Source organism: Pseudomonas saponiphila, from assembly GCF_900105185.1.
GTDB classification, from domain to species: domain Bacteria; phylum Pseudomonadota; class Gammaproteobacteria; order Pseudomonadales; family Pseudomonadaceae; genus Aquipseudomonas; species Aquipseudomonas saponiphila.
Window position 1 is genome coordinate 3,850,837 of sequence record NZ_FNTJ01000001.1, and the last position, 24,296, is coordinate 3,875,132.

Annotated in this window: 28 protein-coding genes and 1 pseudogene; 11 read left to right on the plus strand and 18 right to left on the minus strand. The window is 64.6% G+C overall.

Translation table 11 applies throughout. The features are described from left to right. Positions 1-3: 3 nt before the first annotated feature. A pseudogene (locus BLV47_RS36565) lies at positions 4-480 on the plus strand (TetR/AcrR family transcriptional regulator); the annotation flags it as partial. A gap of 22 nt (positions 481-502) precedes the next feature. Here the strand turns inward: BLV47_RS36565 and BLV47_RS17840 are convergent. After that, a complete protein-coding gene (locus BLV47_RS17840) occupies positions 503-1,024 on the minus strand; it encodes a DUF1993 domain-containing protein (protein WP_092315716.1) in 522 nt (173 codons plus the stop codon). 144 nt (positions 1,025-1,168) lie between these two features. Between BLV47_RS17840 and BLV47_RS17845 the strand changes: the two genes are divergently transcribed. Next, positions 1,169-1,648 carry a hypothetical protein gene (locus tag BLV47_RS17845; protein ID WP_425272159.1) on the plus strand — a complete coding sequence of 160 codons (480 nt, stop codon included), beginning with the start codon at positions 1,169-1,171 and terminating at the stop codon, positions 1,646-1,648. Positions 1,649-1,690: 42 nt separating this feature from the next. Here BLV47_RS17845 and BLV47_RS17850 read toward each other — a convergent pair whose 3' ends face one another. Continuing rightward, complete coding sequence (locus BLV47_RS17850) at positions 1,691-2,152, minus strand: methyltransferase family protein (protein ID WP_092315718.1); 462 nt, start codon at positions 2,150-2,152, stop codon at positions 1,691-1,693. Between the two features lie 288 nt (positions 2,153-2,440). On the opposite strand from BLV47_RS17850, the gene BLV47_RS17855 reads away from it, so the two are divergent. Further along, positions 2,441-2,842 carry a GFA family protein gene (locus BLV47_RS17855; protein ID WP_092315720.1) on the plus strand — a complete coding sequence of 134 codons (402 nt, stop codon included), beginning with the start codon at positions 2,441-2,443 and terminating at the stop codon, positions 2,840-2,842. 43 nt (positions 2,843-2,885) lie between these two features. Continuing rightward, complete coding sequence (locus BLV47_RS17860; RefSeq protein ID WP_092315722.1) at positions 2,886-3,227, plus strand: hypothetical protein; 342 nt, start codon at positions 2,886-2,888, stop codon at positions 3,225-3,227. Positions 3,228-3,248: 21 nt separating this feature from the next. Here BLV47_RS17860 and BLV47_RS17865 read toward each other — a convergent pair whose 3' ends face one another. The 5 genes from BLV47_RS17865 to BLV47_RS17885 all read right to left on the minus strand — a co-directional run bounded on the left by BLV47_RS17865 (position 3,249) and on the right by BLV47_RS17885 (position 6,958). Beyond that, complete coding sequence (locus BLV47_RS17865) at positions 3,249-3,836, minus strand: cell wall hydrolase (protein WP_425272174.1); 588 nt, start codon at positions 3,834-3,836, stop codon at positions 3,249-3,251. Between the two features lie 258 nt (positions 3,837-4,094). Next, entirely contained in the window at positions 4,095-4,790 is a 696-nt protein-coding gene (locus BLV47_RS17870; protein ID WP_092315726.1) for an OmpW/AlkL family protein, read from the minus strand. A 198-nt stretch (positions 4,791-4,988) separates the two neighbouring features. Continuing rightward, positions 4,989-5,435: an NUDIX hydrolase gene (locus BLV47_RS17875; protein WP_208605278.1), complete on the minus strand. Its 447-nt coding sequence runs from the start codon at positions 5,433-5,435 to the stop codon at positions 4,989-4,991. A 57-nt stretch (positions 5,436-5,492) separates the two neighbouring features. Further along, entirely contained in the window at positions 5,493-6,122 is a 630-nt protein-coding gene (locus tag BLV47_RS17880) for a DMP19 family protein (RefSeq protein ID WP_092315730.1), read from the minus strand. A 47-nt stretch (positions 6,123-6,169) separates the two neighbouring features. After that, on the minus strand, positions 6,170-6,958 hold the full coding sequence (locus tag BLV47_RS17885; RefSeq protein ID WP_092315732.1) for a hypothetical protein: 789 nt from the start codon (positions 6,956-6,958) through the stop codon (positions 6,170-6,172). Between the two features lie 266 nt (positions 6,959-7,224). On the opposite strand from BLV47_RS17885, the gene BLV47_RS17890 reads away from it, so the two are divergent. Then, on the plus strand, positions 7,225-7,554 hold the full coding sequence (locus tag BLV47_RS17890) for a cyclic-phosphate processing receiver domain-containing protein (protein WP_092315734.1): 330 nt from the start codon (positions 7,225-7,227) through the stop codon (positions 7,552-7,554). A 4-nt stretch (positions 7,555-7,558) separates the two neighbouring features. Beyond that, entirely contained in the window at positions 7,559-7,993 is a 435-nt protein-coding gene (locus BLV47_RS17895) for a hypothetical protein (protein WP_092315736.1), read from the plus strand. A 36-nt stretch (positions 7,994-8,029) separates the two neighbouring features. On the opposite strand, the gene BLV47_RS17900 is transcribed toward BLV47_RS17895, so the two are convergent. The 5 genes from BLV47_RS17900 to BLV47_RS17920 form a co-directional block, all read right to left on the minus strand. After that, positions 8,030-8,605: a GNAT family N-acetyltransferase gene (locus tag BLV47_RS17900; protein ID WP_092315738.1), complete on the minus strand. Its 576-nt coding sequence runs from the start codon at positions 8,603-8,605 to the stop codon at positions 8,030-8,032. Positions 8,606-8,616: 11 nt separating this feature from the next. Continuing rightward, the gene (locus tag BLV47_RS17905) at positions 8,617-9,468 is read right to left on the minus strand and encodes an EcsC family protein (RefSeq protein WP_092315740.1); all 852 of its coding nucleotides are present in this window, start codon (positions 9,466-9,468) and stop codon (positions 8,617-8,619) included. A 123-nt stretch (positions 9,469-9,591) separates the two neighbouring features. Beyond that, the gene (valS, locus tag BLV47_RS17910) at positions 9,592-12,156 is read right to left on the minus strand and encodes a valine--tRNA ligase (RefSeq protein ID WP_208605279.1); all 2,565 of its coding nucleotides are present in this window, start codon (positions 12,154-12,156) and stop codon (positions 9,592-9,594) included. 95 nt (positions 12,157-12,251) lie between these two features. Next, a complete protein-coding gene (locus BLV47_RS17915) occupies positions 12,252-12,539 on the minus strand; it encodes a barstar family protein (protein WP_092315742.1) in 288 nt (95 codons plus the stop codon). A 132-nt stretch (positions 12,540-12,671) separates the two neighbouring features. Beyond that, on the minus strand, positions 12,672-13,541 hold the full coding sequence (locus BLV47_RS17920) for a hypothetical protein (protein WP_092315744.1): 870 nt from the start codon (positions 13,539-13,541) through the stop codon (positions 12,672-12,674). 223 nt (positions 13,542-13,764) lie between these two features. Here BLV47_RS17920 and BLV47_RS17925 point away from each other — a divergent pair, with 223 nt between their 5' ends. Genes BLV47_RS17925 through arsH form a run of 3 tightly spaced genes read left to right on the plus strand, consistent with a single transcriptional unit; the run spans position 13,765 to position 15,344 of the window. After that, positions 13,765-14,109, plus strand: coding sequence for a metalloregulator ArsR/SmtB family transcription factor (locus tag BLV47_RS17925; protein ID WP_092315746.1), 345 nt, complete (start codon positions 13,765-13,767; stop codon positions 14,107-14,109). Between the two features lie 59 nt (positions 14,110-14,168). Then, complete coding sequence (locus tag BLV47_RS17930) at positions 14,169-14,639, plus strand: arsenate reductase ArsC (protein WP_092315748.1); 471 nt, start codon at positions 14,169-14,171, stop codon at positions 14,637-14,639. Between the two features lie 12 nt (positions 14,640-14,651). Then, positions 14,652-15,344, plus strand: coding sequence for an arsenical resistance protein ArsH (arsH, locus tag BLV47_RS17935; protein ID WP_092315750.1), 693 nt, complete (start codon positions 14,652-14,654; stop codon positions 15,342-15,344). A 61-nt stretch (positions 15,345-15,405) separates the two neighbouring features. Here arsH and BLV47_RS17940 read toward each other — a convergent pair whose 3' ends face one another. Together BLV47_RS17940 and BLV47_RS17945 are read right to left on the minus strand one after the other, a co-directional pair. Beyond that, the gene (locus tag BLV47_RS17940; protein ID WP_279626585.1) at positions 15,406-16,098 is read right to left on the minus strand and encodes a tRNA (adenine(22)-N(1))-methyltransferase; all 693 of its coding nucleotides are present in this window, start codon (positions 16,096-16,098) and stop codon (positions 15,406-15,408) included. Between the two features lie 222 nt (positions 16,099-16,320). After that, positions 16,321-17,838, minus strand: a complete 1,518-nt coding sequence (locus BLV47_RS17945) for a 2OG-Fe(II) oxygenase (protein ID WP_244168903.1) — start codon at positions 17,836-17,838, stop codon at positions 16,321-16,323. A 102-nt stretch (positions 17,839-17,940) separates the two neighbouring features. Here BLV47_RS17945 and BLV47_RS17950 point away from each other — a divergent pair, with 102 nt between their 5' ends. Then, the gene (locus BLV47_RS17950; RefSeq protein WP_092315756.1) at positions 17,941-18,549 is read left to right on the plus strand and encodes a TetR family transcriptional regulator; all 609 of its coding nucleotides are present in this window, start codon (positions 17,941-17,943) and stop codon (positions 18,547-18,549) included. A gap of 27 nt (positions 18,550-18,576) precedes the next feature. After that, positions 18,577-18,852: a hypothetical protein gene (locus BLV47_RS17955; RefSeq protein WP_092315758.1), complete on the plus strand. Its 276-nt coding sequence runs from the start codon at positions 18,577-18,579 to the stop codon at positions 18,850-18,852. Positions 18,853-19,184: 332 nt separating this feature from the next. Here the strand turns inward: BLV47_RS17955 and BLV47_RS17965 are convergent, their stop codons facing one another. The 4 genes from BLV47_RS17965 to BLV47_RS17980 all read right to left on the minus strand — a co-directional run bounded on the left by BLV47_RS17965 (position 19,185) and on the right by BLV47_RS17980 (position 24,153). Further along, positions 19,185-19,649: a DUF3429 domain-containing protein gene (locus tag BLV47_RS17965; protein ID WP_092315762.1), complete on the minus strand. Its 465-nt coding sequence runs from the start codon at positions 19,647-19,649 to the stop codon at positions 19,185-19,187. Positions 19,650-19,752: 103 nt separating this feature from the next. Further along, on the minus strand, positions 19,753-22,587 hold the full coding sequence (locus tag BLV47_RS17970; RefSeq protein ID WP_092315764.1) for a TonB-dependent receptor: 2,835 nt from the start codon (positions 22,585-22,587) through the stop codon (positions 19,753-19,755). A 97-nt stretch (positions 22,588-22,684) separates the two neighbouring features. Beyond that, the gene (locus tag BLV47_RS17975; protein ID WP_092315766.1) at positions 22,685-23,650 is read right to left on the minus strand and encodes a FecR domain-containing protein; all 966 of its coding nucleotides are present in this window, start codon (positions 23,648-23,650) and stop codon (positions 22,685-22,687) included. Further along, a complete protein-coding gene (locus tag BLV47_RS17980) occupies positions 23,647-24,153 on the minus strand; it encodes a sigma-70 family RNA polymerase sigma factor (RefSeq protein ID WP_092315768.1) in 507 nt (168 codons plus the stop codon). The genes BLV47_RS17975 and BLV47_RS17980 overlap by 4 nt, the downstream gene beginning before the upstream one ends. Positions 24,154-24,296 lie beyond the last annotated feature (143 nt).

Genomic DNA, 24,296 nt, shown 5'->3' on the forward strand with positions numbered 1-24,296 from the left:
AGTGTGGCGCAGCGGGCGGGGGTCAGCATCGGGTCGCTGTATCAGTACTTTCCCAATCGTGATGCCCTGACCGTGGCCCTGATCGAACGAGAGACGGCGCAACTGCTGCACGACATCTAGGCGGCTAGCGATCTCACCGACGCTCTGGAGCGCATCCGCGCCATGGTCCAGGCCGCGGTGACCCACCAGTTGCGCCGGCCGGAACTGGCCCGGGTCATCGATTTCGAGGAACGACGGCTGCCGTTGCAGGAGCGGCACCAGCGAGTGGCCCAGGTCATTCATCAAACCCTGGTCGAGGCCCTGCAATTGGCCGATGCACCATGGGTGCTCGATGACGTGACCACCGTGGCCCATGACCTGTTCGCCCTGACCCACGGCATGATCGATGCCGCGGGTGAGCGAGGCGAAACCGACGCCCTGGACCTGGAGCGCCGGGTCATGCGCGCCATCCGCGGCTACCTGACGATCGCCGGAGAATGATCGGCCAGCGCGGCGACGCTCATTACGGCTGACGCAAATAGGCAAACATATGCTGGGCATAATCGGCCTTGCCCAGGGGCACGCCGTTATGCCGCAGAATGTTGTAGGCCGTGACCAGATGGAAATAGAACTGCGGTATCGCCCAGTTGCGGACGAACTCTTCGCCGTTCATGTCGAAGGCGATACCGTCGCGCAGCTCGATGGCGATGGCTCGCGGGCCACTGCGATCAATTACCTCGTGATCCGCGGCCGCCAGGAACGCCAGAGTATCGTCGATCTGTGCCAGGGCCTCGACCATGCTGACCGGCGCCTGCAACACGCTCAGCGGCTGCCCGCCAAGGCGCTGCAGCGCTTCCCGGGCCTGGGTGCAGGTAAAACGCACCTGGGCCGCCAGATCATGCATGTCCGGCGCCAGCCTCGACTGCAGCAGAACCTGAGGGTCGAACCCCTGCTCCCGGGCACGCTCCTCGCCCTTGCGTAGAAAGCCGCCAAGGGCCAGCAGCATCTGGGTGAAACAGGGCACGGTGATGGCGTAGATGGACATGGGTCATCCTTCGATGAGGTACAGGCACAGTGATTGATCAGGGCTCGTCGGCCCGCCACAGAACCTGATGGATCCTAGCAGAGGGCATGCCTGGCCAAGCACCGGGCAACGCCGGAAAAGTACCCCTCGGCCGATCCGGCTGGTATGGTGCGCCCCTTGGAAATACACCGCCCGACCCTGAGGAACCTGACCTTGAGCAGTGAAGCAAAAATGACCGGTGACCTGTTCGAAGTCGACAAGCGCCTGGCCCTCAAGCCCATCGTCGACTTCAACAGCTACCTGCGCGCCGCCTTCGCCGACGGCCCTTGCACCTGTGGCCGCTGCGTCGCCAGCCAGGGAGACGAAACCGGCTACGAGCACTCGCACAGCTTCAACTTTGCCGGCAAGGTAGCCAACCGCCGCTTCGCCACCACCGCCGGCAGCGACGTGCTGCTGGCCCTGAAGAAAGCCTGGCTGTCCTTCACCAAGGCCGAACTGCCCGGCAGCGGCAACCTCGACCTGGCGACGGTGAAAGAGTTTGTCGAACCCGAGCTGCACAAACGGCTGCTACCCTTGTTCGTCGCCAGCGGCCTGGTCCAGGAGGTGGATGGCCAGCTGCAGATTCAGGCGCAAGTGGCGGCTTGAGACAACCGTCACGCCTCTGCCGCGAGCACAGAGGCGTGCGACCTACAGCCAGCGCCGCACCCGCTGTCGATAGTCCGCAAAATCAGCGCCAAACAGCTGCCCGAGCGCCCGTTCTTCGGGGCTGATCTGAAAGCGGTTCATGTACAGGACAAACCCCAGGACGCCCAGCAGCACCAGGGGCGAGGCCAGGTATAGCCCCCAGGCCAGCAACCACAGGGCAAAGCCGACGTACATCGGGTTGCGGGTGTAGCGGTAGATGCCCGACGTCACCAGGGCCGAGGCGCTGGCGGGTTTGAGCGGGTTGACCGTGGTCCTGGCCCGGCGAAAGGATAGCCCCCCGGCCAGGACAAACAGCAGCCCGGCCATCACCAGCGGCAAGGCCAGCAGCAGGCGCGTGTGCAGGTCCGGATCCAGGCCCGGCAACCAGCGCGAAAACAGTCCCATCAAGACCCCGAACAGCACCGCGACCAGCGGTGGCGGAATGCGGTTTTCCAATGCCTGCATGATGCTTCTCTCCTCTGCCCGACCGTCGGCCAGGGCGCGTTACAGGTTGCCCGGCCCTTTCCTGCCGTTCGGTGCCGGCGCTGCGCGCAGGGCGGCGTCGCCCTGCCCATGGGGCCCTGCATGCGCGAAAAACCGCGAACACAAGTGTTGAGAGAGCAAGGCGATTGACTCACTATGTCGCTCCTTGCGGGTAGCCCCCAGGACCGCGGCCGCGATAAGCCGCTGGCGATTTATAAAGGGTTCGCCCACTTGCGGCAACGCTGACCCGAAACCTCGGAAACCCTGACCATGCAAAACCGGTATCAAGGCAGCTGCCTGTGCGGCGCGGTGACTTATCAAGTGTCCGGCGCGCTGAAAGCCGTCACCCACTGCCATTGCCACAAATGCCAGAAGGGCCACGGTGCAGCCTTTGCCTCCTACGCCAGCACGCCGCGCGCGAATCTGCACCTCAGCGACCCCGATACAGCCCTCAAGGGCTATGAGTCCTCCCCCGGCGTATGGCGCCAGTTCTGCTACCACTGTGGCTCATCGCTGTTCTGGCGAGATGCCCGGGGCGAATACGCCGAGTGGATTTCAATCGCCATCGCTACCCTGGATACGCCATTCACGGCCCCCAAGCAGAAGTACCACTGCGTGGCCATGAAGGCCAGCTGGCATGCCATCACCGATCACTATCCGCAGCTGCCCTGACCCCGGGCGCAGCAGCGCCCCAAGATGAAGGATCGACCAACAAATGAGCCAGCACTGGTGCTACGTATGGCTGCTGCCGCTGCTGGAAAGCCCCTACGAGTCGGTAGCGGCCAACCTGCCCGGCGCCCTGGCCGAGCGGGATATCAAGCACCCGCCGCCCCAGGCGGTCAACCTGCGCCAGTTACTGCTGACCGCCCTGGAGTCCGACTCGGAATACTGGGCGCAACGTGCCGTGATCTGGCTGGAGTCGGGTTTTCCACTGGATCGCGAGCTGTGCGAAACCCTGCTGCATCAGGTTTCTCGCAAACGCTTCAGCCAATCCATCCGGCACCGGCTGACGCCCCTGGGCAAGCGCTGGCTGCGTCAGCACGGCCCGACAAACTGAACGCCACCGCGCCCGGCGCTGCTAGCGCGCCGCCAGATCCTTGGGTTTGTAGAACAGGAAATGACCGATTTCAGTGGTCTTGATATAGCTCTTGGCCCACTGCGGTGAAACGCTGCGGTCGTGAAAGTACAGGGCACCGCCGGTGCGGTCCTTGAGCTGCTGATTCAGCGCCTTGCGGGCAATTTCCTTGGCGATGGTGTAGCGCTCTTCCTCTTGCACCTGGTCGGGACGGCCGTCACACCACCAGGAAAACTGGCAAGGACTTTTCTCCGAACCCTGCTTGACCACTTCGCACACGGTAGACGGAAACCCCTCATGGCCCAGACGGTTCAGGACCACATCGGCCACCGCTTCCATATCGGCAGACTCGCCGCCTTTGGCTTCCCAATACAGGGTCCGCGACAGACAGGTGATGGCATCGTCCACCGGTGCCTGTCCGGCGGGATCCACGGCCTGGACTTCAGTCCTGGTGATGGGCGCCGCCTGGGGCTCGGCCTTGGGGCTCTCTTTGTCCGCGACCTTCTGCTCCAGAACCTGTGCCTTGTCCTTGGCGACTTCCTGAATTGCAGCTTGCGGCTCGGCGGCCAGCAGCTGGGCGATATAGAACATCAAACCGTAGCAGGCAAGCCTTGTGATGAAGTGCATGATCGACTCTTCCAGCAAGTCATGGACCCTGGATCAACGCCAGCCCCGAGCCATTGAGCGACAGAGCAGCGCACCGAGGCCGGCGCACGGGCGCGTAGGCGACAACCGACGGGTCATGAGCGGGCCATATCGAATCGACCATGGCGCCACAAAAACATTCCCTTGAAAAACGCTCACCGGGCTGGGGACGCCGGACCTCGGCGCAGCGTCCCGCCCCATGGCCTAGAACTTGTAGCCCAACCCCACCATGTACACGAACGGGTCGACATCCACATTCACCTTGGAGCGCACCCCAAGCTGGCTGTTGTTCACATAGGCATCGGTGTTGATGTCGATGTAGCGCATCTGCGCGTTGAGCATCAGCCGGTCGGTAAGCATGTAGTCCATGCCCACTTGTGCCGCCCAGCCCCAGGAGTTGCCGGCGCGAAAATTGTCGAAACCGGCGGCCGAAGCCCGGCTGCCGACCTTTTCATCGTAGATCCAGGTGTAGTTGAGCCCCGCCCCCACATAGGGCTGGAACGCCGATTTGCTGTGCATCGGGTAGTACAGCAGGCTCAGGGTCGGTGGCAGATGCTTGAGGGAGCCGAGCTTGCCATCGGCGATACCGCCGGCGGTGCCACTGAGGCTCACGTTGTGTTCAAAGGGGGTCGCCGCCAACAGTTCCACCGCCAGATGGTTGGTCAGCATGTAGGCGAAGTTCAGGCCCAATTGGGTATCGCTGCCCAGGCTCGCCTTGCCCCCCAGGTTGGTGCCGGCCAGGGCGCCACGATCGACCTTGACGCTGGAACTGCTCTCGCGCGGGTCCACCGTCACCGCGCCGGCACGGACAATGATGTCGCCGGCTTCGAAGGCCTGGGCCGTGGAAACGGCCAGGGAAGACAACAGCAGGCTGGTACTCAGAAGGGTCAATTTACGCATGCATCACTCCACTACTCGAACAACGGCCAACCCGCCAGGCGTGATCACGGCGGGCTGTGCCAGGGAGGCTCGAGTATCGAGAAGCGGGTAAAGACGCACATCTGCCGAATGACATAGGCCGCGGCCGATCGGCCTGGGGATGCGTTGCCAGGTGTTTCGTGGCGCCAGGCCAGGAGCGAGCGTCCGGCCTGTTTTCCCTCAGTCGAGCAAGCCGGCGTTCTTCAGCAGCTCGCCCAGCCCCTGGGGCACCAGCGGCGTGCCTTCGCTAAAGCTGCGGCTGTCATGCCAGCGGGCAACGAAGGGGGCGCCGTCGCTTTCCCGGGCATCGAGATGGGCGCGCTGGTAAAGGCTCGGATCGTCGAAGCGGGCGTCGTAGACCTGAACGATTTCATGGCCGGGTTTGCCGGCGAAGGTGAACAGGCTTTCCAGGGTGCCGATCAGCCGCAGGTGGTTGATCGACTGCCCCAGTTCCTCCTGCACTTCCCGGACAATCGCCCGAGCACTGTGCTCCCCGAAATCGATACCGCCGCCCAGCGGCCGGAACAGCGTCTGTTGCGTGTCGGCATCAACGAACTGGTTGACCAGGATCTTGCCCTGGTGGTGGAAGACACACAGCGCCAGCGCGCGAATACGAGGTTCAGACACGGGATAAAGTCCATTTGCCGGTACGGGGCGCGGCATTAGAACACAGCGCAGCGAGCATCAACCAAGGTAAAAATACTTCACCGCCAACGCCGGCACCTCCTCCATCGCCGACCACAGCTGCTCGTCCAGCTCGCCGCTGATCAGCTCATGCTGCTCATCGCTCAGCAACCCGGGAATGTCCCAGCGTTGCTCCAGTTGCGGATGGCCCTCAAGGTGGGCGATCAACTGCCGCTGGCGGCTGACCAGCCCCCGGGCGTTGCGTGCGCCGATGGCCGCCAGGGTGTCCAGCGCCAGCTCACAGGTCTGCTCGCCCCAGTTGCAGAAGAACTGCAGGAAGCCGCCGTTGTAGCCGTCCGCCTCCAGGCGCCAGAGCGCGACGATGGCCTGATCGTCCGCCGGCAAGCGGTCGAGCTGCCACTCCACCGCCCGCAAGCGCGCCATGGACTCATTGCACAGGTGCTCCCAGATCCAATCGATGGCCTCGACACTGACCCCTGACTCGCCCAACTGCGGCCAGGACACCCAACGCCCTCGGCGCTCGATCTGAAACTGCGCCCGCTGCTCGGGCGTGGCCTCGTGCAGGCATCGGTAGCGGCTCAGCGGCTGACGCAGTTGCAGGCCATCGGCCCAGCCGAGGCAGAGCATTTCGGCATCAAAGCTGACATGGGTGATGGGGCTGAGGTTCATCGAGCGGATCCTTGCAAGTAGAGGGTCAATGACGCGGCGCCGGCGGATTACTCGCCGGTGGTCACGGGGCGCCGCGGGCCTAGGCCGTTGAACAGCGATAACAGCATCCCGGCCAGCAGTCCAAGCAGCAGGAACGGAAAGACCCCACGGTTGAACAAGGGGATCCAGTAGTCCAGACCCGAAGCCCCCTTCAGTGATTCGGCGAACAATCCCGGGGCCCCGGACAGCAGCCAGATCAGCAGGCCACTGAGTCCGCCACCGATCACATAGCGCCAGCCGGTGGCGAGGAAGCGCTCCACCAGCCAGAGCATCGGCCAGCAGACCAGCATCGAAATCCACGCACCGATCAGCGCCCCGAGCGAGAAAACCGGCAGGCTTTCCACGCCCTTTGGATAGAGCGTCACTGCCACCCCGCCGAGCGTCAGCGCCCCTGACAGCGGCACGGCCAGCACCCGCCACCCTTGCCGCGCCCGCCCATGAAGCGGCACCGGCAGCTTGTCGATACCCCGGATCACCAGGCTGTACAGAGCGCCCAGGACCAACCCGCCGGCCAGCGGCAACAACAGCAACTGCATCCACGAGGTGCGCACCAGCAAGGTCGCGACCAGGCTCAGGATCAGGCCGAGCCACAGATAGCGTGTCCTGGCTTGCGGCCAGCGCCGGTCCATCCACAGCAACAGGGGAATGCCCAGGACCATGGCTATCACGCTGCCAAACAGAAACCCGGAAAACAGCTGCGTACCATTCCAGCCCTTGATCAGGCCCTTGGTCACGGCATAGACCAGACCGGCGCAGGCCGGCAGTGCAAACAAGCGCAGTTCGGCATTGGGCCGCATAAGGTTTACCTGGGCTGGCAGCGAGTGCCGGATTGAATAATGGAGCGTTTCTACACAACTGCGGCGGACTAATCCACTGCTGGAAAAATCCCGCGCGACCTTGAACGTGGTAATGACTTATTGCGCACTATCGGGGTATACAACCGGGCGAACATTCATCCGGACGCTCAGCCCCCCTACTCACCGACGACTCGCTGCACCTTGTGCTGTATGTCATCGCGAACGACGCCAATGCTTGAACTGCATCCGAACGAGTCACCAGCCCCATGAAAATCTACCTCGACGACGAACGCCAGACCCCGCCCGGCTGGATTCGCACCTACTGGCCGGACGAAGTCATCGCGCTGCTCGAAACCGGCGGCGTCGAAGCCGTCAGCCTCGACCACGACCTCGGCGATGACTCACGCGGCACCGGCTACGACGTGATCCTATGGATCGAAGAAGCGGTGGCGCTGCACGGGTTCTGTCCCCCAAAGATTCATATCCATTCGGCCAATGCCAGCGCCGTGGAAAAGATGCGCGCGGGTGTGCAAGCGATCGATCGGCTGGCCCGCAACAACGTTTGCCGCCAACCAACCGACAACAGAGGCAGCTGACCCCATGAGCGGCCACCTGTATGGCTACATCCACTGCTTTGACGCTTCACCGGCCGCCGAGGCGCACAATCGCGCGGTTCTGCACAGCCTGCCGGTCACAGGGGCGCAGATCACCAGGGCGCTTTTCAGCCTGCTGCCCAACAGCCGGGGACATTGCTACTACGGGCATATGGTGCACTTCGCCTGCGCCCCCAAAGACAGCTACACCTTCGAAGATTCATGGCTGGCCGAATACGAAGCCCTGCTGCAGCGCTTGTTCTGGGACAGCTCGGAGGTGGTGCATACCTATTGCGGCGAACGTCGGACCTGGGGCTCCAGTAAAACCCACGGGCTCGCGCAACCAACAGGCTTGCAGATAAGCCACAGGAGGGTCTTTCCCTCCTACCACCACCTTGAGCCCGTCGAGGACAGCGCTGTGCCGACGCCGGGCAACCGCTGAAGCGGCCAGCGCCCGCTTGATTGTCACGCCACGGGGTTACACAAAACGCGCGACGAGCGGCGCCGGGCTGGGCCAATCGGCCCTCAACAGCCCGTACTGCACCAGATCATGATGCGCCCCCAGCCAATACCCCGCCTGACGTGAAAGCCCTTCGCGGACAAATCCCGCCCGTTCCAGCAATCGGAGGGACGCACAGTTCTGCGGGTGCACCTGGGCCTCGATCCGGTTCAGCGCCATGTGGGCAAAGCCCCAGTCGAGGATGGCCTCCAGCGCCTCGGTCATCAGCCCCTGCCCTTGCGCTGCACGCGCCAGCTCGAAGCCGATGGCGCAGCTGCGCCACTGGCGGTTCCATTTGCACAGGCCACAGGTGCCCAGCAGGCCAGGTTCGGCCTGGCGTTCGATACCCCAGCGGACGCCCGGGTTGGGCAAGGTCCGCCAGCTGGCGAACAGCGCCAGCAATTGCTCGGCCTGCTGGTAATCGGTAATGGGGTCGGTGCCGAACCACTGCATGGCCTCGGCGTCGCTGTGAATCGCGAACAGCGCCGGGATATCACTCGGCACCAATTCCCTGAGGATCAGGCGCGGGGTGCGAATAACCGGAAAATCGCTCAATTGCAGCCCCCCTAGCCTGCCAACCGCCGGCCCAGAATCTGCGCATACTCGCCCTTGATCTGCTCGAAGCCGTACTTGTGCTCCAGGCGCTTGACGATGAAGTGCCCGCGGGCCATGTCCTGATAGAAGTCGGTGAACAGCGCATTGATGGTGGCGCCGGTAAAGGCGCCGATCACCGGCACCGCCTGGGCCGCGAACTTGCTGGAAATGGTCACGCCGTAACGGCTGGCGACCTTCTCGATCAGCAGCGCCAGCCACTTGCCCACCTGCCCCGGCGACAACCGGCCGGCCGCCCCGGCACCCTGTTTGGCGGCAATCGCCGCCAGTTCCTTGGACAACTGCTGCATGGCCTGGGTGGTGAAGCTGCGGGTGATGTAATAGCCGGTCTCGGTGGCGTCATCGGCCTGGCTGTTGCCGCCCATGGCGAACACTTCGATGCACGCCTGCTTGGTGGCGAAATCCTCCAGGTCGAAGCCTTCGCTGCGAGCCACATCGGCCACCGAGCGCATCATGATGGTGGTGGAAATAGGCAATTCGACGAACAGCGCGGCAAACCCGAAAGCGCCGCCCACTGCGCCGGAGGTGGCGGCATAGACTTTGTGCAGGAGCGTCGACGCCTGTTTTTTCGGGGTGTTTTCCAGGCTCCACAGTGCGGCATCGGCGGAGGTGTGCAGCGCGGCCACCACCGCGCCATTGATTTTTCCGGACACCCAATTGGGCAACGCCTTGACCGCGCTTTCAATCGGCGAGCCCAGCAGGCCGGACAGGCGCGCGGTCAACGAAGGGGATTCCAGCAGGCTGACGGCCCGCTTCAGGTCCTGATAATCCTCGGCATTGTCTTTGATGCTCACCGGTTTCTCCATGGGCTGCGACCTACTGCGCCCGGGCAGCATAAACCGCTTGCCGCTCGGATCACGACAAGATTCATCCTGCCGGGGCGCCCCCACGAAGCTGACGCTTCATGGGGGCGCAGAGGTGGCAGCAGGTCAATCCTGCAACCAGACCCGCACCTGGGGCTGCGCGCCTTCGATGAACACCAGGCTGGCCACCTGCCCCGCCTCGATCAGGTCCTGACGGGCCCATTGCAGGGACTCCAGCAGCGGCGCGCGCTGCACCAGCTCAACGCGCGCCACCGCGGCCTTCATCGACTGCCGGGCATCGGACTTGGCCTTGCGAATGGCCGCCAGCGTGGCGCTGACCGCCTCCAGCATCGGCTCGACAAAGTCCTCGGCCACCTGCGCCTCGGGCCACTGGGCACGGTGCACCGAACCCGGCTGCCAGCAACGCCAGACCTCCTCGCAGACAAAGGGCAGAAACGGCGCGAACAAACGTTGCAGGACACTCAAGGCCGCCGCCAGGGCGTTGCGCGCCGAGTGCCCCTCGAGGCGATAGGCGCGGCGCTTGACCAGCTCGACATAGTCATCGCAGAACCACCAGAAGAAACCCTCGATGCCGATCAGCGCGCTGCTGTAGTCGTAGCCCTCCAGCGCCGCCTCGGCGGCGGCGGTGACCGCCCCCAGGCGTTGCAGCATGGCCTGGTCCAGCCTCTGCTCGACCGGCCCCTGCGGGTCGCCCGGCACGCCGAATACCAGCTTCGACAGGTTGAACAACTTCAGCGCCAGGCGCCGGCCGATCTTCATCTGCTGCTCTTCGAAGGCGGTGTCGCTGCCCGGGCGCCCAAGGGCCGCCCAATAGCGCACGGCATCGCTGCCGTATTGCTCCAGCAAGCCCTGGGGCGTGACCACATTGCCCCGCGACTTGGACATCTTCTTGCGGTCCGGATCAAGGATCCAGCCCGACAGCGCCACATGCTTCCAGGGCGCCGTGGCCGCCTCGAAGTGGCTGCGCACCAGGGTCGAGAACAGCCAGGTGCGGATGATGTCGTGGCCCTGGGGGCGCAGGTCCATGGGGTAGACCCGGGCAAACAGGTCGTCGCCCTCCTCCCAGCCGGCGGCGATCTGCGGGGTCAGGGAGCTGGTGGCCCAGGTGTCCATGATGTCCCGTTCGCCGATAAAGCCATGGGGCTGGCCGCGTTGCTCGGGGCGGTAGCCCGCTGGCGTATCCAGGGTCGGGTCCACCGGCAGCGAGGCCTCGTCTGCCAGGATCGGCCTGTCGTAGTCCGCTTCGCCCTGGGCATCCAGGGGATACCAGAACGGAAGCGGCACGCCGAACACCCGCTGGCGGCTGATCAGCCAGTCGCCATTGAGGCCGCCGACCCAGTGTTCGTAGCGGCTGCGCATGAACGGCGGATGCCACTCCAGGGCCTGGCCGCGGCCGAGCAACTGCTGGCGCAGTTCAGCGCTGCGCCCACCGTTGCGCAGGTACCACTGGCGCGTGGCGACAATCTCCAGGGGCTGGTCGCCCTTCTCGAAAAACTTCACCCCGTGCCGGATCGGTCGCGGTTCGCCAAGCAAGGCGCCGCATTCGCGCAATAGCGCCAGCAAGGTCTTGCGCGCCTGGGGCAGGCTGCGCCCGGCCAGCGTTGCATAGGCTTGGCGCGCGGCCGGGGTGGCCAGCCAGTCGGGAACCTGGGCCAGCAACCGACCGTCCGCGCCGATGATCGAGCGGGTCGGCAGCTGCAGTTCACGCCACCAGAGCACATCGGTCAGATCGCCAAAGGTACAGACCATCGCCAGCCCACTGCCCTTCTGCGGGTCGGCCAGGGCGTGGGCCAGCAACGGCACCTCGACCTCGAACAGCGGCGAGCGCAGCCGCTGGCCGAAGCGCCCCTGGTAACGCGGATCGTCCGGATTCGCCACCAGCGCCACACAGGCCGCGAGCAATTCGGGACGGGTGGTGGCAATGCTCAGGTCCGGCCCGTCGATGCCCTCAAAGCGCAGCTCGTGATAGGCCCCGGCCACCTCCCGCTCCTCCAGCTCGGCCTGGGCCACGGCGGTCTGGAAGGTCAGGTCCCACAGGCAGGGCGCCTGCTGGCTGTAGAGTTCGCCGCGCCGGTAATTGCGCAGCAAGGCGCGCTGGCTGACGCGTTGCGCACGCTCATCGATGGTGGCGTAGGTCAGGCCCCAGTCCACCGACAGGCCCAGTTGCATGAACAAGCGGCGAAAGGCCTGCTCGTCGACGGCGGTCAACTGGTGGCACAGCTCGACAAAGTTGCGCCGGCTGACCGGCGCATAGTCGGCGCGCCGCTCGGCGACCCGGGCCGGTGGCTGCAACTGCGGCTGGTAAGGCACCAGGGGCTCGCAGCGCACGCCGTAGTAGTTCTCGACCCGGCGTTCGGTGGGCAAGCCGTTGTCGTCCCAGCCCATGGGATAGAACACGGCCTTGCCGCGCATGCGTTGGAAGCGCGCGATGATATCGGTGTGGGTGTAGCTGAACACATGGCCGACGTGCAACGAGCCGGAGGCCGTAGGTGGCGGTGTGTCGATGGAGTAGACCGCGTCCCGGGTGGCACTGCGATCGAAGGCGTAGGTGCCCTCTTCCAGCCAGCGCTGGGACCAGCGTGTTTCGAGATGTTCAAGCGAGGGTGTGGCGATGGGGCAAAGCGTTGCGGTTACACGTTTAACGGTGACATAGCATCCTCCTGTTATCACCCGGTGGCGCCGCAAAGGTCGGCGCCGAGGGGAAAATATATAGAGGATTGCGCGGCATTAGTAAATCGCCCGAGCGCGGCTTTTAGCATTGCGTCTCAATCGAACTGCAGTTGCGCGGCCGATGCCGGGTACTTGCTCTGCAGGCGCCGCAGGCATTGTTCCATCAGCCGCGCATCGTCCGGCAAGCGTCGGGAAAGGCTGTGCCAGCCCGTGATCCGCAACTGCAGCGGCATCTCTACCAGACCAGAAATGGCATCCCAGAAGGCATCCCAGTTGCAGCCATACCAAAGGGGCAAACCCAAGGCATCGCGCAAGGCCAGGTGCAGCTCACGGGCCGAGCCCAGGTCGCGCACATCAATTTCCAGCAACTGCGGGCGGGTCATGTTCCGTGCCTCTGCTCAGGTTCATCGGCCGCCAGCATACCCGATGCCGGGGCCCATCCTGGCAGGCGTTGGTGCGGCGCAAGGACTGGGGCACGACCCGCGCCCTGACGGCCGCTCATGCCGCCGGCGAATTCACGGCTGCCGCGACGCCAGTTCCTGGCTGGTGTACTGCTGGCTCTTGCTGTCGTAGACGTAGGTCAGGTTATCGGCCGCAGCCAGGGAGCGGATTTTTCCCGGGCCCTGGAAGGTGGTGCCGCTAACCTTGACCTGCACCTGCGGCAACGGCCCCTGGCCGGCCACAAAACTCAACTCGCCGTCGCTGCCGATACAGGGCATTACCGCACCCTCGTCACAAGCGGCGGAATTGTCCTCACCGGTGCGCACCTGCCCCAGATAGGACCAGACCCAGCCATCGTCTTCCGGCTTCTTGTTCGGGTTGAACAGCAACATCGTGTAGCCCTTGGTCACCACACCGTTGTCGAACGTGGCGGTGGGCACCGCCAGCAACAGCCGGCCATCGGCGGTGCGGTGCTCCACGGCCTGGCGCTTGCTGTCAACCTCCTCGGGCTTTTCCCGGCCGCCGAAGAAACCGATCTTGCGTTCGATGCTGCGGATGGAATAGGCCGGCGTCTGGCCCGGGTGGGTGAGTTCGAAGGTCGCATCCGCCAGCCGCACCTGGACCTCGGGGGCGGCAAAATCCTCGCCCTGGCGGGCCGCGCTGTCCCGGGTGTGCCAGACAAAGGTGGCGTAGTAGTGCTTGCCGTCGACGTCCAGCTCCTGGCCGTACCAGAAGGTCGCGGTGACGCCGTCCTGGAGTTCCGCCTCCTCATCCTGGTCGGGCACCTCGACATTGTGCATCACCGCCAGCACCGCACCGGGGGGAATCGGTGCCGGCCCGGCCTGGGCCAGCAACGGCAACGCGAGGACCAGGCCGGCCACGCCCCAACCCGCCAACGTCTTGCCCAGGCTATCGCCCAGACCTTTCCCGAATCTGCATTTCATCAATCGCACGTCCCTGTAGAGTCCGAAACTGCCGCCGGCCAAACCGGCCGCGGATGACACAACGTGGCGATCATATAGACCCGATTTCGCCAGCGACAAGTGTCGCCCGCCTGAGCGGTCAGCTCCTGATCCCCGCCGCCGCCGAACAGCCGTCCCGGCAACACTTGCACAATACATATGAATTTCCATATATTCGCACACCCATATATACGAGCTACGTTCCATGATCACGCCTCTTGAGCTGTTCAAGAGCCTTGCCGACGAAACCCGCGCCCGCGCCACCCTGCTGATTGCCAACCAGGGTGAGCTGTGTGTCTGCGAGTTGATGTGCGCCCTCGACGACAGTCAGCCGAAGATCAGCCGTCATCTTGCCCAGTTGCGCAGCAGCGGCCTGCTGCTCGACCGTCGCCAGGGGCAATGGGTCTATTACCGCCTCAACCCTCAGCTGCCGGCCTGGGTCGGGGAAATCCTGCAAGTGACCTTTCGGGCCAACAGCGACTGGCTGCGCCAAAACGCCTTGCGCCTGCAGAACATGCAGGGGCGCCCGGTCCGCGCCGCCTGCTGCTGATAACGCAAACCCGTGAGTCTTGAGCCTTTGACATCCGCCCACAGCGCAAGGAATGACCCATGCGAATCCTGTTCATGTGCACAGCCAATAGTTGTCGCAGCATCCTCTGCGAAGCCCTGTTCAACCACCTGGCCCCCCAGGGGTTCCAGGCCCTGAGTTCCGGCAGCTTTCCCAAGGGACAGGTACTGCCCCGCAGCCTGCATGCCCTGGAGCAGGCCGGTATCGCCACCGGCGGCCTGTACAGCAAGGGCAACGACGCCTTCGCCGACAACCCGCCCGACATCGTGATCACCGTCTGCGACAAGGCTGCCGGCGAAGCCTGCCCGGTGTTCTTCGGCCCGGCGCTCAAGGCCCACTGGAACCTGGAGGATCCATCCGCGATCAGCGCCGACGAAGCCACCGTCGAGGCGGCCTTCCGCGCCACCCTGGCGCACATCGAGCGACGCTGCAAAGCCTTCCTCGACCTGCCGTTGCACCGCCTCGACCGCGAGCAACTGCAACACGAACTGGACCGCATTGGCACACTGTGAGCCGGAGGACACATGTCAGAACAACTGCCCAACCTTGATCTCTCGTTGCTGGATGGCGAGCTCGCCAGGCCCGAGCACAAGCCCCGCATCCTGCTGCTGTATGGCTCGACCCGCGCCCGTTCGTTCAGCCGCCTGCTGGTCGAAGAAGCCGCGCGCCTGTTGCAGCACTTGGGTGCCGAGACTCGCCTGTTCAATCCGTCCGGGCTGCCACTGCCCGACGACGCCAGCGTGGAGCACCCCAAGGTCCAGGAACTGCGGGACCTGGTGCAATGGTCCGAAGGTCAGGTCTGGTGCTCGCCGGAGCGCCATGGCGCGATGTCGGCGGTGTTCAAGGCACAGATCGACTGGATCCCCCTGGAACTCGGCGCCGTGCGCCCGACCCAGGGCAAGACCCTGGCGGTGATGCAGGTGTGCGGAGGCTCACAGTCGTTCAACGTGGTCAATCAGTTGCGGGTACTGGGCCGCTGGATGCGCATGTTCACCATCCCCAATCAGTCCTCGGTGGCGAAGGCCTACATGGAGTTCGACGAGGACGGCCGGATGAAACCCTCGGCCTACTACGACCGGGTCGTGGACGTGATGGAGGAGCTGGTGAAGTTCACTCTCCTGCTGCGAAACCAGCAGGCCTTCCTGGTAGATCGCTACTCCGAGCGCAAGGAAAGTGCCGAGCAACTGATGGCCCGGGTCAACCAGCGCTCGCTCTGAGCACAGGGTCACGGGCCAGCTCGCTGCGTCTTGCGGGCTGCAGGCAATTGAATGAATCGAGTCAGGCCAGCAGTTCGCTGATCCAGCGCACCTGGCGGGCCATGTCCTGCACTTTCTCTTCCGGCACCGCCTGTGCCCGACTGAAGCGCTCCAGGGTACGCTGCTTCAGGTGCAGCAGACGCTGCCACTTGGCCAGGAATGCCGGGCTGCGAAGCTGCATTTGCAGTGGGCCGAAGTACAGCTCCCGGGCGCTGTAGCTCACCGGCCCGGAGCGCTCGGCGACGATGATTTCGTAGTCGAAGCGGTTTTCCCGCAGCACCTCCTCCCACAGGATGCGGTAGCCGTTGTCCATCAGCCATTGGCGCAGCGGCTGCTCGCCGCCGTTGGGTTGCAGGATCAGGCGTTCCTGGCCGCTCAGGCGCGCCTGGCCGCTGTCGAGCAGGTCGCGAATGGTTTCGCCGCCCATGCCACACAGGCTGATGGCGCTGATCCGGTCCTGTGGCTCGATCGCCGCCAGGCCATCGGCCAGGCGCACGCTGACCTGCTGTTCCAGGCCGTTGTCGCGCACCGTGCGCAAGGCCGCCTGGTACGGAGTCAAGGCCACTTCGCCGGCCACCGCCGCCGTAATGCTGCCGCGCAGCAGCAAGGCCACCGGCAGGTAAGCGTGGTCCGAACCAATATCGGCCAGGCACGCGCCAGCCGGCACCTGCGCCGCTACACGCGCCAGGCGCATGGACAATGTCTGTTGCTTCAACTGCTGCCCCTTTTCACCACCAAACTCCGGCACTCGGGCCGGATCGGGGGGCGATTCTGGCGGGCAATTCCAGGCTTTTCAAATTTATGCGACCAGGACCGGGGATCGGGCCGCACTGCGCTTGGGCAAATGGGCCCAGGGTGCAAGCCGCGCCGATCACCCTCTCCTGGTGGGTATACGCAGCGGCGAGGCCCATCAGGTGGGCGGCTGCCCGGCCGAACGCTAGCCCGTGGCGCCATGCTGCCTTATCCGTCCGTCATAGCCACAACTGATCCAGCGACCGCAGCCATTGGGCAGCACATCGGTGGCGAAGTTGTCGTGCGAGCCGATGACCACCCCCTGCCGTGATGGCAGTTGCCAGCGCCGGACCAGGCCATCCTCGCCACAGCTCAGCAGCACCTGCCGCGCCTCGAAGCGCACGCGCCGCACCGGCCCGTCATGGGCGGCAAAGCGCTCCACGAGCGTCAGTGCCTGGCCGCACGCCAGCAGGTGCAGCATGCCGTCAAGATCACCCGCGACCAAGGTGACGCGGCCATCGACATCGACCCAGCTCGCCAGCGTCCGCAGTGGACGCCCCAGATCGATCACTTGCACGCAGTCGCGCAGCTCGGTTTGCCACAACTTGACCGTCCCGTCTTCCGCGGCGGTGGCGAAACCACCGTTGCCCAAAGGCGCGATCGCCCAGACCCAAGAGGCGTGGGCCTGATGCTCGTCCGCCGTGCCAGATGCCAGGTTCCACAGCGTCACGCGGCCGTCGGCGGCACCGCTGACCAGCCGGCCACAGGCGAGCCGCGCACAGCACAGCAGCGCCGAATCCGAGGTGCCGACCAGCGTCGAGGTTCCGCTTGCCAAGGACCAGCGCCGAATCGTCCGGTCACGCGAGTGCGACACCAGCTCGCCAGGCGCGATCTCCAGCAAGCCGAGGATCGATTGGCTGTGTCCGTCGAGCCGGCCCTGGTACTCGCCCTCGCGACTCCAGAGACGAATGCTGGCGTCGCGCCCGGCGCTGGCAAACCCCCGTTCGCCAAGGCTGGCAAGCGCCCAGACGTACCCTTGGTGGCCGGGCTGGAACGGGCCGTCGATCGACCGAGAATGCTGCGGCTGGTACATCAGGTCACTGCGCATGAGGTACTTTCGGCCCGAGTCCACCGGGGCCCCCGCGTGCCAGAGCCCGTGATCGAACAGAATCAGGCTGCCCTTGCGGGGCCGCAGGCGCAGCGTGGCATCGCGACCCGACATGGCTGCCGAGCGACCCTCAAAGAACAGCGTCTCACCGCCACTGAAGGCATCGTCGTTGAGATAGATCATGAAGGTCAGGCGCGACTGGCTGGACTGGCGATGGTGGACACCGTCCTGATGAGCACGGAACTGGGTGCCGGGCCGGTAGCGGCAAAAGCGCAGCCGTTCATTGACGCCGACCATGCGCCAGCCCTCTTCGTCCATCACTGCAGCGAGTCCCGCTGCCTGCGACAAGCACTGGCGCAGGCGCGCGAACAACCGCTGGGCCAGGGCCGGATCGTCCGCCACGATCCGGTCGTTGTCGCGGTAGGAGGTCGGATAGTCGGACACTGCGCTGGCAAACCCGAGCTTCTCGGTGGCGGCCACCAGGGCATCGCACTCGCTTGCCGAGAGAAACCCGTGCACCAGGACACACCGCACCGCCTCACCCAGAGGCCGCTCGACCACAACCGAGGGAGCCTGGGGGCGCGCCACCAGCATTTCAGCCAGGGAATTCATCATGATTCTCCAAAGTTGGTCCTACAACCAATATTGGCAACGCTAGGGTGCGACGCCGCCGATGTCAATGCTAAACTGGTCGCACAACCAATATTGGAGAAGCACATGGCACGCCGCTCGAACACCGACGAAAGACGCGGCCAGATCGTCGCGGCACTCCAGGCCGTCATGGCCAGGGCCGGCTACGCCGGGGCCACCATCGCCGCCATCGCCCGGCACGCGGAGCTCACCCCCGGCCTCGTGCACTACCACTTCAGGGACAAGCGCGAAATCCTGGTGGCACTGGTCGACTCGCTGGCCGGCTACGCCCAGCAGCGCTACGAATCCCGGGCCGCGGCAGCACACACCGCCGGGCAACGACTTCAAGCCTACATCGCAGCCCACCTTGCCTATGGCTCGGATGCCCAGCCCGATGCGGTTGCCGCCTGGGTGATGATCGGCGAGCAGTCGGTGCACGACCCCGACGTGCGCGAGGTCTATCAGGCGGCGCTAGCGACACAGATGAAACTGCTCAAAGGCCTGCTCCGGCAGTGCTACGCCGAACGCGGACGCCGCGTGCGCCAACTCGATGCCCTGGTGGCCGGCATTACCTGCTTTATCCAGGGCGCGTTCACACTGTCCACCACGGCGCGGCCGCTGTTGCCGACGGCCTTCGCCGCACCGACGCTGATCGACTGGGTAGAACGCTACATGGATGCGCAAGAGCAACGATGACGACCACACGATTAAGGAGGGCGACATATGCAGTGTCCAGAATGTGAACAAGGTGTCGTGACCAAGGTTCAAGTGCGGGCAACACAGGAAATTCTGCACCTTTGCCAAGGGTGCGAGTCGCTCTGGCTCGCTGCCGGGGACATTGGCACCGAGCCTTTCAACAGTTTCACTTCCTACATGGAGGAACTGGGTTTACCACCGCTTTGGAGCTCGCTGTATGTCCTTGAGCCAGAAAAGATCACCAGCCCTCAGGCAGGGAAATATCTGCGCTCGGTCGGCTCGATGGAAGCAAAACGGCGATAGCGCACCCGCCACACTCAGAGGCCCGGAGGCAAAAGACTCACGGGCGCACAACCGCAAAAAACATGGGCGTCAAAGATGAATTACCAACTCTGGATGGAACCGGATGACTGTCAGACATTCTGCCCGGGCGGCCCGCAGGGAGACACCGCACGCAAACTGCTTCACCCCGACGCCAAGATGGTGTGGGAAGTTGAAGCCCACAGCCACGTCGAAGCCATGACCCAGTACTACGCCTACATGGAGTGGGGCGAATACCAGAGCGACCTTCCCGAACAGGAGCAAAAGTAGTGGGCGCCACCGATGCCCCGGGGCCGGATAATCCAACGTCGCGCTTAACTCCCGATGAGTATCACGAGCACACCCAGCAGTAGGCAGGCGCTGGCCACGAGGGTCAGGCGCAAACGCATCGGCAGGTACCAGGCCGGTAGGTGCATGACCTGCGAGAGCTGCCGGTCATGCCGCCAGTGCGCAAAAAATCCGGCAATCAATAACAGCCCACCCCATGACAAAGGCAGCAAGGTGGCGACCCACCCCATCAGCGCGGGGACGATGCTCCAGATAAAGCGCGTGCGACGCTGCTGCGCGTTCATGCCGGGAGCGATCATGGCAAAGCCCCAATGCAGGGCCCCGACGAAACTCAGGATCACCGCCCCGTAACTGACCAGCGCCTGGCACCACAACAGACGCTGAGCCTGTGACACCAAGGCCAGCAACGCCAGCCCGAGAAACGGCAGCAAACCGCCATAAGCCAGCAAGGCAACAGGCTTGGGCGGCGATACAGAAGACAAAAGGTTCATCGGGATTCCTCTCAATTAGGGCACTCAAAACTTTAGCCGCAAAAGCGCCTTCCGAATGGCCGTCGCCTTGAGTCATCGCAACCAGCCGGCCACTGCCCGGCCCTCAGAACTTCGCCTGCATCCCCACCCGCAACGTGCGCCCCGGCGCCGGCATGAAGCTCTGCGCCAGCGGGTCCAGGTAGTAGCGATCGGTGAGGTTCTGCAGCGACACATTGAGGCTGGCGTCTTCCTTCAACTTGTAGTTCAGAAACAGATCGACCAGCGCCACTTCGCGGTAGTTCAGCTGGGGCGTGGTGGCGCCGGTCTGCCAGGGCTTGTCGGCGGTGACGGTGGGGCCCGAGGTGTAGGTGATGCGCGTGCCGAGGGTCAGGCTCTGGTCGAAGAAGCGCAGGCCGGTGGTCAGGTTGCCGGCAAAGCGCGGCGGGTTCTGGGTGTTGGTGTAGGACCCCATGAAGCTGCCCGGGGTGCAGTCCGGGGTGTCGGCGGTTTTCCGATAGGGGTTGCTGGTGGCGCGCAGGGTGGCGGCAAAGGCCGCGTCGCAAGTTTCGGTCTTCAGGTAGTAGGTGGACGACAGGTCGGCAAACATCCGCCCGGCATCGTAGCGGGTCTGCAGTTCCAGGCCACGGGTGGTGTAGCTGTCGGTGTTGCTGAAGCGCATCAGGCCCCACAGGCCGGGGCTCGGGTCGTAGTAGCGGGTGATGTAGTTCTTGATGGTGTTGTTGAAGTAGGCCAGCTTGATCGCCGCCGTATCGTCATCCACCAGCAGGCCCTTGTGCAGGGTGCTGGCGCCGATCTCCCAGTTGCTCGAACGCTCGGGCTTGAGGCCCTTGCCGGGTGTGGTCTGCTGCACGCCGTAGCCGGTTTCGAACAGCGAAGGCATGCGAAAACCCTGGGTGTAGGACGCATAGACAAAGGTATCCGGCAGCACCTCGATATTGATGCCGAACGCCGGGGCAAAGGCGCCGCCGCTGTTGCTGTCCTTGCCAGAATAGGTGTAGCCGGTGACCACCCGCCCCACTTGCGAGTCGCCGACCTCGGTATCGGTCGCCCCGTACTGGTTATAGGGCGTGCCCTCGAAGGGGTAGTTGGTGTTGTTGAAGACGATGCCGTTGTGCAACCGTGGGTCGGTCGCATCGGTGTACCGCCCGTTCTGGTCCGGGAACCACATCAGGTAGCCATAGTCGTCGGGGCGCGACACGGTCACGTACCGGTGTTCGCGTTCCTCTCTGCGCGCCGTGGCATTGGCCACATGGTCCTTGCTGCGATAGTGGGTGTAGCGCCCGCCGCCCCACAGCGTCAGGCGCTGCACCGGCTGGTATTCCAGCTTGCCGTTGAAGCTGAACTCCTGCCGCGAGCCTTCGCGCAAGCTGCGGTTGGCGTTGATGTCGTCCTGGGTGGTGACCACGCCCTTCTGCGGACGCAGCTCCTCCAGCTGGAACGAGCCACCCAGGTCCAGCTTCAGGTCGCCGTAGTCGGTGGCAAAGCGCGAGGTGTTGGCCAGACCGCCACCCGTGCGGCGGTTGGCCTGGCGGCTCCAGGAGCGGTCGCTGCGATAGGCCTGGGAAGCCGGTGCCGACCAGGCGCTCAGTTGGCTGGTCTGTGCATCGGTCAGCCACAGGTCGGCAGTCAGGTCCAGCAGCGGATTGTCCGCCGGCAGGTAGTTGTAGCGCGCGGTGTAGGTGTCGATCCGGGTGTGGCCCAGGGGGTACTGGTAGATGCCACCGGTGCCGAAACGGAAGATGTCCGAGGGCATGATCTCGCCGATGCGCCCGTCATAACGGCGATAGCCAAGGTCGAAACTGTGGCCGTCCGCCGGACGCAGGGTGGTCTTGAGCAGCCACGACTGGGTCTTCGACGAGGAGTTCAGCACCTCTTCCCCGGCGTTGTAGGTGGTGGCCACGCTGGTTTCCTCCTCGCCATAGCGGTCATAGGTGCGGTAGCGATCCTGGCCCTTGTTGCCGGCAAAATAGTTGCCCTGGTTGCGCTGGGCGTAGGCCGCCAGCACATCGAACGACTCATGGCTGTAGGCGAACGCGGCACTGCCGGACTCGGCCTCCGAGCCGAACAGCCCACCGCGGCTCTGGTGCGGTTCCGAGTACAGGCTCTCGGTCTTCGAATGGGGGTCGCGACGGGCCGGGGCAACGCCGTTGTTCCACAGATCGCCCTTCAGGCGCAGGCCGACATTCTGTCCATCCTTGAGGATGTCGCCGACACCCAGGGTGCGCATCTTCACCGTGCCGCCGATGGCGCTGGAGGTCAGGCTCGGGCCCTTGTCGATGGCGATGTCGCTGATCATGTCCGGGTCGATGTAGCTGCGCTGCTGGGTCCCGGCATAACCGCGATAGACATCCAGCGCCTGCTGCGAACCGTCCACCGTCACCGCCACCCGGCTCTGGCCCTGGATGCCGCGGATGTTCACATCCAGGCCGCCGCCATTGCGGCTGTCGCCGACCTGCACCCCGGGCTGGCCCTTGAGCACATCGCCCACTGAAACCACGCCAAAGCGCTGCATGTCATCGGCGGATATGTACACCGATGACCGTGGTGCCCGGTACACATCCTCTTCGTCAGGGTTCTCGCCCTTGACCTTCTGCGTCGGCAGCGACACCGCATCAAAGCGCAGGCGCAAGGCATAGCCGCCGTCGGCCTGGCGCACGTAACCCAGGCCGGTGCCCGCCAGCAGGCGGTTCAGGCCAGCCTCGGTATTGAAATCCCCTTGCAGCCCCGGGCTGGTCTTGCCTGCCGTGAGCAGCGCACTGCCGGCCATGCTGATCCCCGCCTCGGCGCCAAAGCGTGCCAGCACCTGGTCCAGGGGACCGGCACCGATGCTGAAGTGACGTTCGCCGGCTGCCAGCGCCATCTCGCTGTAAAGCGGTTGCAGGCTGAGAAACAGCAGGCCAAAGGTTTGGGTACGCAAGACACGAACGGGGGAAATCATGCAAGGCTCCTGGGGGTCGAAACCCACCTGTGCCGGTGGGCAATACCTGAAGGCCAAGCCAGATCGAAAAAACTCCCGCGTCGGTGAAAAAAAATCTTCAGGCCGCCACCACCGTCACCCAATAACGGGTTCTGCGCTCGATGCGCACCGGCAAGGTGTTAGCCACCAGGGCCAGGGCGGCATCGGTGTCGTCCAGCTGGAAACTTCCGGTCACCCGCAAGGCCGCCACGGCTTCGCTGCAACGCAAGAAACCCGGGCGATAGCGCGCCAGCTCCGCCAGCAACTGATCCAGGCGCATGCGCTCGACGGGCAGGATGCCGCGCATCCAGGCCTGGGCCAGAACTACATCAATGGGGCTGGGCTGCCCTGCTCCCCGGCCATCGACCCGGGTTTGCCAACCGGCCTGCAACGCCAGCGGCGTCGACTGCTGGCGGGCACTGACCTGCACCAGGCCCCGCAGCACCCTCACCTGAGTGCCCTGGCGATCATGGCGCACCAGCAGATGGGCGCCCTGGCTGTACAACCAAGCATCCGCTGTTTGCAGCTGCAGCGACGCCGATGCCAGCGGGGTATCCAGGGCCAGCTCGCCCTCGATCAACTGCACGTTGCGCTGCCCTGCACTCAAGTCCAGGTTCACCGCACTGGCGGTGTTAAGCCACAGCGAACCACCGTCGGCCAGGGCCCAACGCCGGCGCTCACCGATGCCGGTGCGATAACCAGCCAGGGCCGAACGCACCAGGGTGGAGTCCGCCCCCTGCCAGGAGACGCCCCCCAGCAGTCCCAGCGCCAACAGGCACTTGAGCACCTGGCGCCGCCGCTCTGGATCGCTGCCTGCCGCCTGCAAGGCCCGGCGCGCGGTGGCATCGGCCAACAGCTCGGCCCCCGGCTGCAACCTCAGCGGCAAACGGCTGACCCGCTGCCAGGCGTGCTCATGCTCGGCGCAGGCTTGGCGCCACTGCTGCAAGGCTTGATGGTCCGCGGTACTCATCAGCCCGGATTGCATCCGCACCAGCCAATCGATGGCACAGTTCCGCACCCGCGGATCGACCGCCGCGCCACTCATTCAAACAGGCTCGCGTAGCAAACACTGAACGCCTTGCCCATGGCTCGCTGCACCTGGGCCACGGTCAGCCCCAACTGCGCGGCGATCTGCGGATAGGTCAAGCCATCGAGCTGGGACAGAAAGAAGATCTGCCGCACCCGCGACGACAGCCCCACCAACAGCGAATCCAGCTGCAGCAGAGTCTCGATCATCAGATGCCGCTCCTCCGGCGAAGGCTCCTCCCCCACCGGCCGCGCCGCCAGCGCCTGCAGATAGGCCCGCTCGATGGCCTGCCGGCGCCAGCGATTGATCAGCAGCCCGTTGGCGATGGTGGCCAGGAACGCCATGGGCTGGCGCAGCTCGCGCACATCCTCCTGGGAGCGCAACACGCGGATAAAGGTGTCGTGGGCCAGGTCCTCGGCATCGGCGCTGTGCCCCAGGCGCCGGTGCAACCAGCCCCGCAGCCAGCCGTGATGGTTCGCATACAGCTGGGCGACGGGCGAAGAAAGGCTGTGGTTGGACATGAGAGATTCGCATTAATGATAATACTTCTCATTTTATTGCTGGCCGACATCCCTTGTACAGCGCGACGAACTCACGACGACCGCAAAGGCACAGGCTTCGTACCTGGGTTGAGACGACCGGGGACAGGCCCACAGAAAACCAG

Bases quoted from the DNA above. Each gene is read 5' to 3' on its own strand.
- BLV47_RS17840 (WP_092315716.1), bottom strand. From the start codon at position 1,024: ATGTCCATCTACGCCATCACCGTGCCCTGTTTCACCCAGATGCTGCTG.
- BLV47_RS17845 (WP_425272159.1), top strand. From the start codon at position 1,169: ATGGTGCGCCCCTTGGAAATACACCGCCCGACCCTGAGGAACCTGACC.
- BLV47_RS17850 (WP_092315718.1), bottom strand. From the start codon at position 2,152: ATGCAGGCATTGGAAAACCGCATTCCGCCACCGCTGGTCGCGGTGCTG.
- BLV47_RS17855 (WP_092315720.1), top strand. From the start codon at position 2,441: ATGCAAAACCGGTATCAAGGCAGCTGCCTGTGCGGCGCGGTGACTTAT.
- BLV47_RS17860 (WP_092315722.1), top strand. From the start codon at position 2,886: ATGAGCCAGCACTGGTGCTACGTATGGCTGCTGCCGCTGCTGGAAAGC.
- BLV47_RS17865 (WP_425272174.1), bottom strand. From the start codon at position 3,836: ATGTTCTATATCGCCCAGCTGCTGGCCGCCGAGCCGCAAGCTGCAATT.
- BLV47_RS17870 (WP_092315726.1), bottom strand. From the start codon at position 4,790: ATGCGTAAATTGACCCTTCTGAGTACCAGCCTGCTGTTGTCTTCCCTG.
- BLV47_RS17880 (WP_092315730.1), bottom strand. From the start codon at position 6,122: ATGAACCTCAGCCCCATCACCCATGTCAGCTTTGATGCCGAAATGCTC.
- BLV47_RS17885 (WP_092315732.1), bottom strand. From the start codon at position 6,958: ATGCGGCCCAATGCCGAACTGCGCTTGTTTGCACTGCCGGCCTGCGCC.
- BLV47_RS17890 (WP_092315734.1), top strand. From the start codon at position 7,225: ATGAAAATCTACCTCGACGACGAACGCCAGACCCCGCCCGGCTGGATT.
- BLV47_RS17895 (WP_092315736.1), top strand. From the start codon at position 7,559: ATGAGCGGCCACCTGTATGGCTACATCCACTGCTTTGACGCTTCACCG.
- BLV47_RS17905 (WP_092315740.1), bottom strand. From the start codon at position 9,468: ATGGAGAAACCGGTGAGCATCAAAGACAATGCCGAGGATTATCAGGAC.
- BLV47_RS17915 (WP_092315742.1), bottom strand. From the start codon at position 12,539: ATGACCCGCCCGCAGTTGCTGGAAATTGATGTGCGCGACCTGGGCTCG.
- BLV47_RS17920 (WP_092315744.1), bottom strand. From the start codon at position 13,541: ATGAAATGCAGATTCGGGAAAGGTCTGGGCGATAGCCTGGGCAAGACG.
- BLV47_RS17925 (WP_092315746.1), top strand. From the start codon at position 13,765: ATGATCACGCCTCTTGAGCTGTTCAAGAGCCTTGCCGACGAAACCCGC.
- BLV47_RS17930 (WP_092315748.1), top strand. From the start codon at position 14,169: ATGCGAATCCTGTTCATGTGCACAGCCAATAGTTGTCGCAGCATCCTC.
- arsH (WP_092315750.1), top strand. From the start codon at position 14,652: ATGTCAGAACAACTGCCCAACCTTGATCTCTCGTTGCTGGATGGCGAG.
- BLV47_RS17945 (WP_244168903.1), bottom strand. From the start codon at position 17,838: ATGATGAATTCCCTGGCTGAAATGCTGGTGGCGCGCCCCCAGGCTCCC.
- BLV47_RS17950 (WP_092315756.1), top strand. From the start codon at position 17,941: ATGGCACGCCGCTCGAACACCGACGAAAGACGCGGCCAGATCGTCGCG.
- BLV47_RS17955 (WP_092315758.1), top strand. From the start codon at position 18,577: ATGCAGTGTCCAGAATGTGAACAAGGTGTCGTGACCAAGGTTCAAGTG.
- BLV47_RS17965 (WP_092315762.1), bottom strand. From the start codon at position 19,649: ATGAACCTTTTGTCTTCTGTATCGCCGCCCAAGCCTGTTGCCTTGCTG.
- BLV47_RS17970 (WP_092315764.1), bottom strand. From the start codon at position 22,587: ATGATTTCCCCCGTTCGTGTCTTGCGTACCCAAACCTTTGGCCTGCTG.
- BLV47_RS17975 (WP_092315766.1), bottom strand. From the start codon at position 23,650: ATGAGTGGCGCGGCGGTCGATCCGCGGGTGCGGAACTGTGCCATCGAT.
- BLV47_RS17980 (WP_092315768.1), bottom strand. From the start codon at position 24,153: ATGTCCAACCACAGCCTTTCTTCGCCCGTCGCCCAGCTGTATGCGAAC.